Raw genomic sequence first — 14,814 nt, 5'->3', positions numbered from 1 at the left:
ATCACCTAAAAATATTATACCCTTAAAATATAAAAACTAGAGCTAATTTTAAAGCTCTAGTTTTTATACTTCTTATTTTTTATTAAACATATTTACATTATACATTTCATTCATTAAGGAAACCATCAATCCTATTCTCTCTTCAACTGAGTCTATATTTAGATATTCTCTACGACTGTGTCCTCCACCACCAACTACTCCTAAAGCATCTATTGTGGTAACCCCTTCAAAAGCTAGGAAATTGCCATCAGAACCTCCACCTGTTGCAACCCATTTAAGGTCTACCCCTTTTTCTTTAGCTATATTAGTATAAAAATCTATTAACTCAAATGTCTTTTCAGTAGGCATCATTGGAGGTCTTTCCCCTAATTGTTTAATTTCTACTTTTATGTCTCTATTTAGGGCATCTTTTTTTAGCTTCTCAAATTCTTCTAGTACTCTAGCAATTTGTTCTGCCTTTTCATATCTTATATCTAGTACACCTTTGGCGTAGTCTGAGACTACATTAGGCACTGTACCACCTTCAATTGTACCCATATTTAAATTTAATCCACCAGGTAAATCTACTAATTTATCTAATTCTATAATAAATCTTGCAAGTTCTAAGTTTGCATTTCTACCATTTTGCGGATCTACTCCTGAATGTGCTGCACGTCCAAAGAATTCAAATTCATACTTTGCTAAACCCTTTCTTTGTTTTACAACTCCTCCACCTTCTCTTCCAGGCTCCATTATAAAACCAAATTTAGTATCCTGAGCAATTTCTTTTATTAAAGTTTTAGATTTATATGAACTTATTTCTTCATCTGGGTTCATTAAAATACAAAATTTCACATTTTCTAGAGTTTCTTTATCTATATTATTCATTATCTCTCTTATAGCTAAAAGACCTGATTTCATATCTATAACTCCTGGACCATAGGCTTTTTTATCATCCATTGAAAATCTCCAGTCATCAACTGATCCATAAGGAAAAACTGTATCCATATGACCTATAAATAGAGCATCTACTTCTTTTTCTTCTGGGAAATTTCTGATTTCTAATAGAGGGCCTGCTTCATCTAAATCATGTCTTTTTACATTAAAACCTAATCCTTCAAATTCTTCAGTAAAGTAGTCCGCTATTTTGTTTAATCCAGGTACATATCTACTTCCACTATCTATATTTACTAAGTGTTTAAGATCTTCCATAAATTTATCTAATTTAAATTTTTTCATATTAATTTCCTTTCATAACTTTATATGCTGATCCTACAAATACTGACACAGCCTTTGCTATAACTTGCTCATCAAAATTGTAGCAAATATTGTGTCCTGAAGCACTTACAGGTGTTAGTACTCTCATAAAACTTGCAAGTCCTCCATTTTCTTGAACTCTTGTCATCATATAGGATACATCTTCACTTCCACCTAGTGCCATTTTATTTTCAGGAGTAGGTTTTAAATCCATCTCATTACCTACTTCTCTTATGATATTCATAAGCTCTTCATCACTATCAAGGGAATTTGCTTCTCCTGCTAAAAATGTCTTATATTCAAGATTGTGCATCTTTGCTGCACCTTCTATTATATTTAAGGCATAGTCTTTTACATAAGTATTAATTTCAGTACTAGCCCCACGAGTCTCTATTAGGAATTTCGCATAATCAGCTATTATATTTCTTCCTGTACCACTATTGGCCAAACCTACATTAACCCTTGTAGCACCTTCACTATGTCTTGGGATTGAGTATATATTCATAATAGTTGTTGCAAGTCCTAGCATTGCATTGTGTCCTTTTTCTGGAGAACCTGCAGCATGTGTTGATTTTCCAAAGAACTCTACATCTAATTTAGTTGTAGCAAGCGCCCCTCCACTACCTGGGAATAAGTCAAAACCTTTATATTTCTCATCAGAAGTTATATGTGATGCAAAAAAGTATTTTACATCATCTAGATGCCCTTTTTCTACTATGGACTTTGCTCCACGAACTCCTTCTTCTGCTGGTTGGAAGATTAATTTAATTGTCCCATTAAAATTATCTTTAAATTTATCTATAGTCTTAGCTACTCCAAGTCCTATTGTCGCATGACCATCATGTCCACAAGCATGCATTGATCTACTATTTGCAGATGAAAATCCTTCTTTAGCAGGGTAATGTTCTTCACTTTTACTTTCTACTAACGGTAGAGCATCAATATCAAATCTCATACCTACAGTTGGACCTTCTCCATTTTCAAATACTGCTATTAGTCCAGTATTTCCATTTTTAACTTTATCTGCAAAATCTTTAGGCACACCATTTTCTATTGCAAAATCGTAAGCATTGTCAAACTCTTCTTGGCTAGGTAAACCCATCTTTGCATCATTGTCTGTAACATCTTCTCCCCAAATAATAGTACAATCTAATTTAGATAATTCTGTGTAGAGTTTATATGTGGTTCTTATTTCTAGCCATCCAGTTTCTGCATACTTGTGTAGATCCCTTCTAAAATTCACTAATTCATCTTGTAATGAATCTGAATACTCTCTAATTTCTTTATACATACTATTTCCCCTTTCTATTTCTTAATAAATTAAAATAATATAAATGTGGTGATAGTCATAATTATTAATCCACCTATCATTGGAATTGCAGTTCTTTTAACTACCTCCACTGTATCAACACCAGAAACTCCTGCTACAGCTATTATAACTGCAGTTATTGGGGATACACTTCTAGCTATACCTGCTGTCAATTGCATTGGCATTGCCATTAATACTGTAGCTACCCCCAATGGTTCAGCAACTCCAGGTGCTAATGATGCAAAGGCGAAGAATGGAGCATTTCCTGAACCCATTATTATTGATGCAAAAGCTATTACCGCAACCATAACTACAGTCATTGGCATTACTCCAAGATTAGCACTTTGTGCTCCACTTATTATAAAGTCAATAAATCCTACTTTAGTCAATCCATAAGCAAAAGTTTGACCTGCTATTACTAGTGTTACTACCTTCGCAAATTGATTGCCCATGCCATCGAAAAACACTTGTATGCTCGCAAACACTTTTTTTACATCTTTGTATCTTATTACTTCAAAAATCATACTGATAAAAAGTGAAATAAACATTGCAGTAACTACATTCATCTTGATACTATCTATTAGAAAAGAACTAAAAACTAAAATAAGCCCTAAGGGCAATAGAGGCAATATGGCATATATGCCTGGTGCATTTTTTACTTCTTTTACTTCTAAATCTGTATCTTTGTTTTTTAAATATGATCCTTCTTTTTTATCCATTTTCACTTGAACAATATAATGTAAAACTGCAATTGTCACCATAGTGATCAAAGCTACAGGTAATTGATATTTTATGAAGTATTGAGAAACTTCTATTCCAGAAGTAGTTGCAGCTAAATTAGCGTTCCCTGAAGCAGGTCCTAAATCTAAACATGCTGTAGTACCTATCATAGCTGTAGCAGCTACTTTACTTACTCCCAAAGATACTAATATTGGATACATTGTAACCATAAGTAAAACCCCTAGTCCTGAGGCACTTGGTATGAAGATATTTAAAAGTTGTCCTATTATATATCCTAGTGATAATAATAAGTATGGTCTTTTTATATTTTTTAATGGTCTAATTGCATAGTCAACTAATGTGTTACTTGCCTCTATATATTCCATATATTTAGCAAATCCACCTACTGCCATTATTATAAGCCCTAGACCAGCTGTTGTTTTACTAAAAGTATTTTTAAGATATTCAAATATATCAAATACAGCAAATCCTGTTGTAGTATCTTCTGGTAGTATCTCTCCTAAATTTAAAAAATAAGTAAAAAGTAATAATATTATTCCTCCCAAAATTAAAACTGTATGAGGTTTTTGTTTCTTGATAATTGAGTATCCTACAAAAATTGTTACTAATAATCCTATTATAAATCCTAACATTTTAATCCCTCCAAATTCAAAATATTTTTTATTATACAAACATAACTAAAAACTGGGGCAATAGTACAATTTATTTAAAAATTCGACAAATTCAGTATATCATCTTTGATTTACTAACTCAACTCTTTAAATTCTTGAATTTTCAGTAAAATATAAAGATTTATAATGTTAACACTATAAATCTTTATATTTTATTTATATCCTATTATATTTATAATTTTTATTGTTTCAACTTGAAATAATAAATTTCAAGTTGAAACTTTTACAAACTATATTATTTTATATGTGATAAATATCCTTATTATATAAGTAAGAATTATTCAGATCAATACATTTCTTATTAAAGCTAAATCTTTCTAAATACTTCATACCTTTTTCAGTTGTAATAAAAGTAGAAGGGTTTTTATTTACAATTCCTTTATGATAAACTATATTACTACCAATTATAGTTGTCTCTGTTATCTGCTTATCATAATCTATAATTATTAAATCAGCATCATATCCTTCTTTTATTAGGCCTTTTTTATCTAAACTTAACATCTTAGCTCCAGCATAAGAAGACTTTTCTGCAAATTCATTTAAAGTCAATGCCCCAAATTTACATAGTGATAATCCTCTATATAATATCTCATTTCTGGGTATAGCTCCCCCATCACTACTAAAGGAAGGTATTGAAAATGAGCCCTTCTTATCTTTATGTGTTCCTATATAATATCTACTTAAAGCTGGGTTTACTGGGAAACTCAATGTACCTACATAATCATTTGAATTTAGGATTTCATTTGCCTTTTCTCCAGTTATTAATATATTTTCTCCACCTATAATAACACTTAGATGAGCATAATCATCAATAAAGGCTTGTCTTAAACCTTCTTTTGATGGACTATAACCTCTTATCTCTAAACATTTTTTAGTTACATTGCTTTCTGGAATATTGTTTTTAAACTTAGCACTAGTTCCATTAAATGGACTTAAATATGATTCTGATATAATATTTTTATTATTATCTAGAGCTGAAACTAATTCTTTGCTTTCTTCTAAAATATCCTTAACTTGTCCTCTACAATAGCTATTAATATGTGCTAAATGAAGCATGTTTTTATCAGCTAGTTTTATAGCTTCTAAGGCTCCATTTAGATTAGATCCTGTTTCAGTAGAACCTGCGTGAAATGCCACATATGCAAGCTCCTTATTAGCTATGTCAATAGCATCATATATAGATTCAGGTGTTAAAGGATAGTGTCCCCCTAATAATTTATATCCTAAAGCTCCTTTTTTAAGAGCATCATCCAAGCACTGTTTTAGTTCTTTAGAATTTGGATTTTCGTTTTTAACTGTTACTCCTGGTCTTATTTGATTTACAGAAGCTATATTCATCCCATAGCTATGTCTATCTGTCATCTCTAGGACTCCATCTATCAATCCTGCTAAATCCAAAGCTGTAGTTACACCATTTTTAACTAACATCTTTTGACCTGCACTTCCTCCATGGCGCTTACTTAAATGAATATGGGTATCTATTATGCCAGGCATAAGTATTTTATGTCTAGCTTCTATAATATGATCTGCTTTCCCTAAATCAATGTCTTTGCTAATCTTTTCGATTTTCCCATTCTTTATCCCAATATCAAATATTTTATCTATTTCCTTATCGATACATCTTGCATTTTTTATCACTATATCATACATAATTTGGGCCTCCATTTATCAATATAATTATTATCTATTTATAAAGACTACCATATTAATACTGTTTTTTCAATATATTGAAATTGATTGAAATATTCTGTTATTTATAATTTTATTTTGATTAAATTCTTCTAAATTTAGACATAATAAAAATAGCGTCTACGACGCGTTAAAATCTTAAATTTTAACTTTCTTTTTAAAATTAAATTTGTTTTCATTTGGGTATAAATATTTTGGTGATATTTATGCCCAATATTTCTTTTAAAATTAAAGATATCTTTGCAGATCATTGGGATGCTTTTCTTAATGAAGGTTATCCTATTAGACCTACTGTTTTAAAAAATGTTGATAAAATAATTAAATGTGGTGACTCTTCAATGGGACACGCACTTTATCACTGTGAACACTGTGGTAAGTTTAAGCATGTCTATTTTACTTGTAAAAGTCGTTTTTGTAACTCTTGTGGCGCTAAGTATATTCAAGATCGTGCTTCTTCAATTTCTTCTAAACTCATTAATTGCAAACATCGTCATATTGTTTTTACTATTCCTAAAGAGCTTAGAATTTTCTTTAGCAGAGATAGAAAGCTTCTCAATCTATTTTTCAAGGCTAGTGCTGATACTATTCTAACTTGGTTTTTTAAATTAAATAAATCTGAGAATTTGAAGCCTGGGTTTATTTCTACTATGCATACTTTCGGTCGTGATCTTAAATGGAACCCTCATATACATATGCTTTTAACTGAAGGTGCTTCTGGTAACAGAACTGTTTGGAGAAAAATCTCTCATATTCCTTTTAATATGCTCAGGAAAAGGTGGCAAGCTACTATGCTTTCATTTCTTCATAAAAACCTTGGTTCTTCTTTTTATTCTCTTAAATCATATTTGTTTAAAAATTATCCTAAGGGTTTCTATGTTTATGCTAATCCAAATGTTAATTCTAAATCTTCTGAGGCTGTTAAGTATATTATTCGATACACTGGGCGTCCTGCTATGGCTCAGTCTCGTATCATTAATTATGATGGTGAATTTGTTGAGTTTTACTATGATCGCCACGAAGACAACAAACGGGTAGTTGAAAAAATACATGCTATGGATTTTATTAAGCGTTTAATTATTCATATTCCAGAAACACAATTTAAAATGATTAGATATTATGGTCTTTATGCTAAAAAATATTCTCATTCTTCTAAGCTCTATCTAATGGATACTGTTTCTAAGAAAAACTTTAGAAAAAAGTATTCTAATTGGCGTGCTAGACTTCTTCTTGCTTTCGGTGTAGACCCTTTATGGTGTTCTTGTGGGCATACAATGGAACTTGTTGATATTTTTCATTCAGGAGAAAACCAGTATATTGATAATTTTCCTTCTCAATTGTATAATAGTGCTTAGTAATTAATTTAGCACTGTGGAGGTGTTTTATGAATATTCTTGAAGGTTTTTCTAAAAATGATGATTTAGTAGAATTTATTTGTACTAAATGTGGTTATTCCCTTTGGGTTCCTAGTTTCATTGTAAATCAATTAGAAGAGGATAATATTTTTAATGGTCTAGCTCCATCTGTTCCACCACAGCCTTATTGCCAAGTTTGTGATGGTATTATGACTCCAAAATCATATACTGGTATTCGTGGTGTTCACTATGAATACAAAAAGTAATCTAATTTCTATTAGATTTTTTGGTATGCTTTAATTTAAGAGCATACCTATTTTTATTTAATAGGAAAGTAGAACTTTCCTATTAAATAAAAAAGCCTTAATTTTAAAAATTAAGACTTATATTTCCACCTAATTTCCAAAGACTTAGTCCATAATTTCCCTTTCCCTCTTCCTCTACAATACTAAACCAATAATCTAAAGTATCATAATCAGCATACCATACTTCATATTCTATGCCAGAATCTACATATGAAAAATGTAGCGCCCTACTCTCCTTATCTCTTATGATTTGTGAATTATGAATCTTTGCCAATTCTGCTCCTTGTCTCTCCGATAATTGCTCTACCTTGCCATCATAAAACTTAAATCCTCCCGTAGCCATTGCAAAATTAATATTCCCCGGTAGTTTTTCCATCTTTTCAATCATATTTAAAATAAATTCTTTATCTGCTTTTGGACCTGGTTTTGTTCCTTTACCGTGAAGATTATAGCACATAATTACATACTCTGGACCTTCTGGCAATGTAATCATATCCACTGGAAAATTCGGCTCCAAAAGAACTCTTAATTTTAGACCTTCTTTCCCTGTCTCTCTTTCTAGTTTTTCTAAAAAATTTATAAATAAATTCCAAAGCTCTATATCTTCTTTTATTCCTTCATAGTCAATTTCTATACCTTTGTAGCCATTATCTATGACTATATTTATTATTTCTTCAATATGTTTCTTCATAGAACTTTCTGATGACATTAATTCATACAATAATTCCGTATCCTTTAGTGAAGGTACATCGTCTTCTTTTATTAAGTCATTTACAATACTTAGATAACTTCCATAATCATGTTTAGGATATTTTTCATTGACCATTTGATAGGTTTTATTTACTTCCTCTGGTATAAATAGTTGACCATTCTTATCAAAATATGCTGCAAAATAAGATATATTTTCAATACTATTGCTTATTCTATCAATCTCTTTTTCTAAATCCTCAGTATCCCAATAAGTAGTCCATACAGAAATTTTTCTTTCTTTTTCATTCTGAAGTGTTTTATTATCTTCTCTATTATCCTTAATATCTCCATTGCTACAGCCTATAGATAGGAAGGATACTATAAATGTAATTATTAAAATTTTTTTTAACATCTATTTCTCCCTTTTTATAAATTTCTAATAAACCAGCTTATTATCTTATTCCACTTAAATAAAGCCTTGGATTGAAGTTTCTTAAATCCTTCTAATTTATTTTTATATAGTACTTTTTCATCATTTGAAATATCCTTAATAATTAAATCTTCAAACACACCATCATATACATCGTCTGCAATATTTCTTTGACTATAACCATATTCTCCCCAAGCTGATTCTAGGTATATATATCCTGATGAGCTTTCTGATAAGCTTATATCTGTAGCAGCTTCTTTATCATCTATTTTAACAGATATTTTATCATTTTTTAAATATATTTCTAGTTTTCTATCCCCTCTTTCATTTATCTGAATATCAGGTATATACTCTTCTCCCCCTTCAGCTACGGTTCTAACTTCCTTATCTTCTACTTCTTTTTGGTATTCCATTTTTGTTGGATTATTTTTTACATTTGAATACTTTTTATAGGTTTCAAATGATTCCTTTAATATTAGATACTCATCTTCCTCAATAGATTTCTGAACAATTCCATCATGCTTATTTAAATCTAATTCATAGATCGTTTCACTATTTTCCTCGATGTATAAAATATTATTTTGAACTCTTACAGCTACATATTTATCTAAGTTTTCATCTGCTCTAAGATATATTGATTGATTTCCGAATTTATTGCCTGTTATAGTAGTAGATAGTTTATAGTCTTTGTATTCTTTACTTTGCTTTAACCTTACAAGCCCTTTTCCCCTTGGCTCTGATGTCAACACAATACTAGATTCTTTGTATTCAGGTGCTCCTTTTAATATATCCCAGTCTTCCTTTTTCTTTAAATCTCCATATACAAATTCTACATCTTCTTTTGTATCATCCTTTATTCTCATTAAAAGATGATTAGCATACCAATAAGCTTGAGGTTGCATTCTGGTTAAATCATATATACTAGATTCTCTGTTATTATGAGAATATCCTTCTCTATTAAAGTTCATGGTAAAAAGTTTTTTTATCCACTCTTCATTAATATCACTTACTTTTTTATTTGTGCCAAAGGCACCAGTATTAGCATGCATAATCACATATGCATTTGGAATCTCTCCTAATTCCTCTTTATATACTTCATCCATTAATTCATAATCTCTACTAATCCTTTTTTTCATTTCATCATAGGTTTCCTTTGGAACCTTATCTTCATCTCTTATAAAATCCATTAGATAGTGATTATAGTTTCTTTTAAAATATTTACTTAAAATTGAATACTCTACATAACTAAGCTCTCCTAAAAAATTATCATATCTGTCATAAACATTTATATATGATAGACGATATCCATTAGTGCCTAATTCCCAAAAACTGCTTTTTTCTAGACTTTTAAAGTCCTTTGTTCTAAGAAACTTTAAATCTTTTTTATTTAGTCTATCTCCATAGCTTAGCATGGTTCCTATAAAGTTATATTTCTGTAGTAAATCCCCAGCAAATATAGCTGTATCCCTGCGACCATCCTCAAACATTAAGAACATAGACTTCTCAGGTAAGTTTTTATTGTTTTTATAATATTTTTCTATATCATCTTGTTTAATAGTGATATATCCATTTTTATTAAGAGCTGAGAAATGTTCGTCTAATCTTTCTTTGCTTATCATATTGTCGTTTTCATCTCTATCTACTGCAATATAAGATAAGGCTATGAAACCTTTATCTTTTTCAAATATATTTTTATCTTCATCTTCAAAGTGAATGTATTTTTGGAAATTGAAAATTGTATTTAGGAGAATCCAAACCATAGAAATTAAAATTATACCCTGTATGATACTTCTAAAAAACTTCTTTTTATCTTTCTTAGTGGATAAATATCTCATTTACTACCTTCCTTCCTAAATACACTTTTTTTAAACATTTCTCTTTTCTTATCGGCCTTTTCTTGAGCTTCTACATCACTTGGAGTCATTCTAGTACCCCATGTAGATTTCCAAAATGTTACCCAAGCTATAGGCATCTGCCATAGTAAAACAGCCTCATAGTAAATACTAAATACTAATCCAAATATCCAAGTAGTACTCTTTCTTAAAAATAGCTGTGCCATACTCATAAGCATAGACATTAATAAGATACCTATTAAAAATGTCTTTGGAAATATTCTATAGGTTATTGGTACATATACTAAATTATAGATTACTATAATTGGAGCAAGAATAGGAATAATCACTCCCATATAAAAAGTTGCTGCAGCAAAAGGTTCCTTTTTCCACATAAATTTTGATGCTATTATTGATTCTCTTAACCAAGATCTTTTCCAACGCATTTGCTGTTTTAAAAATACAGACTGTCTATTAGGTACAATAGTGGAACAAATTGCCGAATCTTGATAGGCTGTCCTATGTTTTGCCAATACAAAATTAGTCATAGCTCTGTCATCACCAAAGGTAGCTCTATGTCCTAGAAATCTTTGATTTAACCATGCATCCATATTTTCTAGGATAATTGACTTTTTATAACATGCTAAAGGCCCTGACAAACAAGTAACCGCATCAAAATAACTTTCTGCCGCCTTCATTATTCTAAAGGCAATATAATATCTTACAGATTGCATTTTGGTAAATACATTGGTGTAAGTATTAGCCACATCTGTTCTTCCAGATACTCCTCCCATTTTTGGATCTTTAAAAGGTTGAACTAGATTTCTTATGGCATAGGGATCTAAGAAACTATCTGAATCTACAAATACTACAAGATCATGTTTAGCTTCTAATACACCTAGAGAAAGAGCCTCTCTCTTCCCTCCATTTTCCTTCATTAAGATATATTTCAATCTATTTCTAACATCAAATTGATCCGCTTCTTTATAGAGTATATCCACAATCTCTTTAATCTTTTCCACAGATTTATCTGTTGAAGAATCATCAATGACTATTACTTCTAATTTTTCTATGGGATAATCTTGATCTATGCAACTCTGAATAGTTTGCTGTATCCACTCTTCTTCATTAAAGCAAGGTATTAGAATCGTAACTCCCGGAGTAAAATCCATATCTATGGGAACAGGTCTATAGAACATACCAATAAAATACCTACTCAATAAAAATGTAGCTGCAATAATACTGTATAGATACAAGGTTTTATTAAACCTAAAATATACTACACTTTCTGCTCTCATTAAAATAATAAATATTGTAATCAAGAATAATAATAAACTAGAAATCATAATAACATATTTTCCCTTAGTTCTAGATATATATGAATAAAGATTTTCTTCGAAAACCATTCCACATAAAATATCATCACCATCTAATTCCTGAATTCTAACTATATTAGCATTTATGTTTACCTTTACTTCAGAACCTTCAGGCATAGTCCCTGGTTTAATCTTAAACTTCAATATAGTATTATCTGCATTCTTTATCTTGTTAAAATCTTCTTTACTTTTAAATTTCAATAAAATTCCTGTCATTGATATATCAATACTTTCACTTGAAACTTTCACTTTTTTACCATTGACAATAGATATTATACTAACATCGTAATTAGCCTTGTATCTTATCCCAGCCTTTTTATTCTCAATAAATTTATTGATATTTTCTTCAAAGTATTCTCCATCATTACCTCTTCTATCCTTATTGCTTCGTTGTTTTGTATTATCTGGAACGTGAGCTAATATTCTTCTATCCCTATTAGTCTTCAAAAGAATATCTTCATACTTATTATTATATTTTCTTCTGTTTTTCCTTAGAAAATGCATTATTTCACACTACTTTCTTGGATATAATCACTTAGCTTGGCAAATTTATATCCTTGAGATTTTAGTATAGGAATAGCTATGTCTAGTGCCTTAGCTGTTATATTTGCACTATTTGATATAGCCTTATCACCATCTGACATATGCATAATTAAAATACTTCCATTTTGTATTTGTCTCAGACTACCATCCCACTTTGTTATCCCTTTTACAATTTTATCTGCAACAACTTGTGGATCAGTGTCCTGATAGTCGCCAGTACTGAAATCTCCACTTATAATATGACTAAAACCTGTGTCAAAAATCGCTTCCATTCCAGCTCTACTCATTGCCAAGGTTGGTGGTCTAAATATCCTATTTAATACTGGCTTCCCATCTACAGCAATATCTCCTATAATGGATTGTAGTTTATTATAAGATAATACTAAATCTTTTTTCCTCACCTTTGCATCTTCATATGTTATGGAAAAATATATTGCTTTTGAATCATCTTCATTTACTTCCTCTTTTGTTAATGCAAAGGGAAGATGTTCATCTGTATGACTTCCAACATCATGTCCTGCCTCTGCAATGGCTCTTAACAGATTAGGATTATGTTCAACATAATTAGTCCTAATAAAAAAAGATGAACTTACATTGTGCTTATCTAAAACATATAAAATATGATTAACTGGCTTGTCTGAAGACCAGTCATCGAAGGTTAAAAATAATACCTTTTCATCTGTCATTAATCCTTCCGTATCTATTTCTTCTAGTTCTTCATCTGTAAATCCTGGTAGTGTATTTTTACTTCTAATATTAGGATTCCCTATATATCTTTCTCTTAATATATTAAACTTTTCTTCTTTAGATAGTCTATCTAAATGACCCGGGTAAATTTTATCTTTAACAGAAGGTAGTATTTCTTCTGCCTTCAAAGGATAATTATATGTCTTTTCTCCATTTATAATATCACCTAAAGTTTTAATAGAATATGCAGAGATTTGTTCTTTATCTTCTGGATAAGCTAAAGTATTAACTCTATTTTTTACAATATTATCTATAACATGAGCAATTAAATTAGGATCAGAATAAAAATCCATACGGGAATAAACTATATAACCTCTACGTGCAAAAAGATTTCCATCATTAAATATATTTTTTATAATATCTTCTAAACTTCCATCTTTCCCTACAATTGAACTTGCAGCTGAAAGATCATCCCACACAACCTTACCTTTTACAGTAGATATAGCTTCTAATACATCACTTCCCATTTTTATTTGATATGGATATCTAAATAGACTTGGGTATTTTCCAGTTAAATCTCCAGCTTTTTTCTTCATTTTTAATATTTTTTCTAAAACCACATAATAGTCTGTACCCATGGACTCTGTTAAGCATATACCTATTTCATGTCCCTTTTGAGAAATATAGATGATCTCATCCTGATTATTTAAAAATTCTTTTTCATTTATGAAGAATGTGCCCTTTATATCTAATTCATCTAATTTATTTAATGTGCTTTTTAAGGCATCCTTATTTCCGATTCCGTAAAATGAAAAATTTAGAGCTTTTTCAGTAGTGTATATGGTATGTAACTCTTCTGCCTTTTTACCATTGTTCTTTTTCCTTAAAATATCTAATTCTTCCTTTGTATATTCATAATTCGGTATATTAATTATATTGGATGGTAATTCGATATTTGTTTTAACTTTGTTGTACTCATTAGATAAGCCTTCATCTTTTATTGTGTTTAATTCTGAATTTATGGTATTTAAATCTTGTTTAGAATAAGAATGTAAATTCTCTGCATAGTCTATTTTATAATCTACTTCTTCAATCGCCTGCAAAGTCCATTTTACAAGGTTTAATAATCGCTCCTTTTCCGTTAATGGTTTTAAAGCCTCATTCTCAACTATATTAGTACTGGATTTTTTGTCTATTGCAGGTTTTTCTTCCTTAATAGGGGCTTCATACTCCATTTCATCTAAAACCCCATCTATTTTTATATTTATAATAATTCCTTTTTCTATAGATTTAATATATCCAAGAACCTGTTCATAGCTTTCAAAACTTTGATAATTCAATATATGATTGCTATGAACTATATTATCGTACCCCGATTCATAAGCTGCTCTTAATAAATCATCGGTATATATAGTACTATTTAAAATTAAAGAATTAGGCCTTTTTTTAGTCAATTTCTCAATAATATTGCTGGATTTAATAAGCTCCTTTGCTAAGTCCTCGTTAGGGAGTCTCTCCATGTGCTTTTCACCTGATAGAGTATTACTCTCTATATTTATACCTGCCAAATCAAGTTTTTTTATAAACTCTGAGTTCTCCATGGCATGAATACCTGTTACAAAAAATGTGGATTTAACCTTTGATTTAGATAGTAAATTTAGAATTTCTTCATTTGTATCTCTATCAGATAATCCTTTGAAATTTAATGCAAGTATATTTTCTGATGTTTTTATATCGGTGATTATCTCTGCATTTTTGCCATCTTTTTTTAAATTATCTAAAACTGTATTTATTAAATCCTTTTCATTTAACCCATTTATTTTATTTATCGGTATACTTTTTTGTCTATTATAAAAATTTATAAAGATTCCTATGATTAATATCAATACCATAATTACCATAATACCTGTCATAATTCTCTTTTTTTGTATCTCTGTCATATCTACATCCCCT

At 30.0% G+C, this 14,814-nt stretch carries 10 protein-coding genes; 2 read left to right on the top strand and 8 right to left on the bottom strand.

The window, feature by feature from the left end:
- Positions 1-72: 72 nt before the first annotated feature.
- From AC4PG3_RS04405 to AC4PG3_RS04390, 4 genes are all read right to left on the bottom strand, one after another.
- A complete protein-coding gene (locus tag AC4PG3_RS04405; protein WP_492197858.1) occupies positions 73-1,218 on the bottom strand; it encodes a M20 family metallopeptidase in 1,146 nt (381 codons plus the stop codon).
- A gap of 1 nt (position 1,219) precedes the next feature.
- Positions 1,220-2,527, bottom strand: coding sequence for an amidohydrolase (locus AC4PG3_RS04400; RefSeq protein WP_492197857.1), 1,308 nt, complete (start codon positions 2,525-2,527; stop codon positions 1,220-1,222).
- 29 nt (positions 2,528-2,556) lie between these two features.
- Positions 2,557-3,918 (bottom strand): C4-dicarboxylate transporter DcuC, encoded by a 1,362-nt coding sequence (gene dcuC / locus AC4PG3_RS04395; RefSeq protein WP_492197856.1) that lies wholly within the window; start codon positions 3,916-3,918, stop codon positions 2,557-2,559.
- A gap of 279 nt (positions 3,919-4,197) precedes the next feature.
- Entirely contained in the window at positions 4,198-5,607 is a 1,410-nt protein-coding gene (locus AC4PG3_RS04390) for an amidohydrolase family protein (RefSeq protein WP_492197855.1), read from the bottom strand.
- 245 nt (positions 5,608-5,852) lie between these two features.
- Between AC4PG3_RS04390 and AC4PG3_RS04385 the strand changes: the two genes are divergently transcribed.
- Together AC4PG3_RS04385 and AC4PG3_RS04380 are read left to right on the top strand one after the other, a co-directional pair.
- On the top strand, positions 5,853-6,998 hold the full coding sequence (locus tag AC4PG3_RS04385) for an IS91 family transposase (RefSeq protein ID WP_492195896.1): 1,146 nt from the start codon (positions 5,853-5,855) through the stop codon (positions 6,996-6,998).
- Between the two features lie 29 nt (positions 6,999-7,027).
- Positions 7,028-7,264 carry a hypothetical protein gene (locus AC4PG3_RS04380; RefSeq protein WP_492195895.1) on the top strand — a complete coding sequence of 79 codons (237 nt, stop codon included), beginning with the start codon at positions 7,028-7,030 and terminating at the stop codon, positions 7,262-7,264.
- 103 nt (positions 7,265-7,367) lie between these two features.
- Here AC4PG3_RS04380 and AC4PG3_RS04375 read toward each other — a convergent pair whose 3' ends face one another.
- From AC4PG3_RS04375 to AC4PG3_RS04360, 4 genes are read right to left on the bottom strand one after another with little or no spacing between them, the layout of a single operon-like run.
- A complete protein-coding gene (locus AC4PG3_RS04375) occupies positions 7,368-8,405 on the bottom strand; it encodes a glycosyl hydrolase family 18 protein (RefSeq protein ID WP_492197854.1) in 1,038 nt (345 codons plus the stop codon).
- 14 nt (positions 8,406-8,419) lie between these two features.
- Complete coding sequence (locus tag AC4PG3_RS04370) at positions 8,420-10,258, bottom strand: glycoside hydrolase (RefSeq protein ID WP_492197853.1); 1,839 nt, start codon at positions 10,256-10,258, stop codon at positions 8,420-8,422.
- On the bottom strand, positions 10,255-12,078 hold the full coding sequence (locus AC4PG3_RS04365; RefSeq protein ID WP_492197852.1) for a glycosyltransferase family 2 protein: 1,824 nt from the start codon (positions 12,076-12,078) through the stop codon (positions 10,255-10,257). The genes AC4PG3_RS04370 and AC4PG3_RS04365 overlap by 4 nt, the downstream gene beginning before the upstream one ends.
- 56 nt (positions 12,079-12,134) lie before the next feature.
- Positions 12,135-14,801, bottom strand: a complete 2,667-nt coding sequence (locus tag AC4PG3_RS04360) for a polysaccharide deacetylase family protein (RefSeq protein WP_492197851.1) — start codon at positions 14,799-14,801, stop codon at positions 12,135-12,137.
- Between the last annotated feature and the right edge of the window lie 13 nt (positions 14,802-14,814).

It is taken from the genome of Tissierella sp. QWL-11 (assembly GCF_058683765.1).
This window is presented reverse-complemented; position numbering and strand designations above follow the sequence as displayed.

What these genes read in the sequence shown, in the direction of transcription:
- AC4PG3_RS04405 (WP_492197858.1), bottom strand. Translation starts at nt 1,218, where the DNA reads ATGAAAAAATTTAAATTAGATAAATTTATGGAAGATCTTAAACACTTA.
- AC4PG3_RS04400 (WP_492197857.1), bottom strand. Translation starts at nt 2,527, where the DNA reads ATGTATAAAGAAATTAGAGAGTATTCAGATTCATTACAAGATGAATTA.
- dcuC (WP_492197856.1), bottom strand. Translation starts at nt 3,918, where the DNA reads ATGTTAGGATTTATAATAGGATTATTAGTAACAATTTTTGTAGGATAC.
- AC4PG3_RS04390 (WP_492197855.1), bottom strand. Translation starts at nt 5,607, where the DNA reads ATGTATGATATAGTGATAAAAAATGCAAGATGTATCGATAAGGAAATA.
- AC4PG3_RS04385 (WP_492195896.1), top strand. Translation starts at nt 5,853, where the DNA reads ATGCCCAATATTTCTTTTAAAATTAAAGATATCTTTGCAGATCATTGG.
- AC4PG3_RS04380 (WP_492195895.1), top strand. Translation starts at nt 7,028, where the DNA reads ATGAATATTCTTGAAGGTTTTTCTAAAAATGATGATTTAGTAGAATTT.
- AC4PG3_RS04375 (WP_492197854.1), bottom strand. Translation starts at nt 8,405, where the DNA reads ATGTTAAAAAAAATTTTAATAATTACATTTATAGTATCCTTCCTATCT.
- AC4PG3_RS04370 (WP_492197853.1), bottom strand. Translation starts at nt 10,258, where the DNA reads ATGAGATATTTATCCACTAAGAAAGATAAAAAGAAGTTTTTTAGAAGT.
- AC4PG3_RS04360 (WP_492197851.1), bottom strand. Translation starts at nt 14,801, where the DNA reads ATGACAGAGATACAAAAAAAGAGAATTATGACAGGTATTATGGTAATT.